The sequence below is a fragment of the Vibrio sp. T20 genome, from assembly GCF_007858795.1.
Taxonomy (GTDB): domain Bacteria; phylum Pseudomonadota; class Gammaproteobacteria; order Enterobacterales; family Vibrionaceae; genus Vibrio; species Vibrio satsumensis.
Genome location: NZ_VFEB01000140.1, coordinates 1 through 241, shown reverse-complemented (window position 1 = coordinate 241; position 241 = coordinate 1). Strand labels below are relative to the sequence as shown.

Sequence of the window (241 nt, the reverse complement as noted above, 5' to 3'; positions counted from 1 at the left end):
CCAATGAAATGGGTGGCGAAACTTCGTGAGATGAAAACAGACAACAACGTGTTGCTGTTCAAAACCGATATGGAAGCTGGTCACGGTGGCGCTTCTGGTCGATTTAAGCGATTGAAAGAAGACGCACTTGAATACGCGTTCTTTCTAGGTTTACTAAAGACTCAATAGATTCAGCATAAATGTAAGTACTCACATCATCTCATGTCGCTATTTTGTCTCTACAAAATGGCGACATAAATTA

At 40.7% G+C, this 241-nt stretch carries 1 protein-coding gene; it reads left to right on the top strand.

What is annotated here, in order from left to right; genetic code table 11:
- A partial coding sequence (locus tag FTW16_RS17040) for a prolyl oligopeptidase family serine peptidase (protein WP_146491941.1) occupies positions 1–168 on the top strand: 168 nt, incomplete at its 5' end.
- Positions 169–241: the final 73 nt, after the last annotated feature.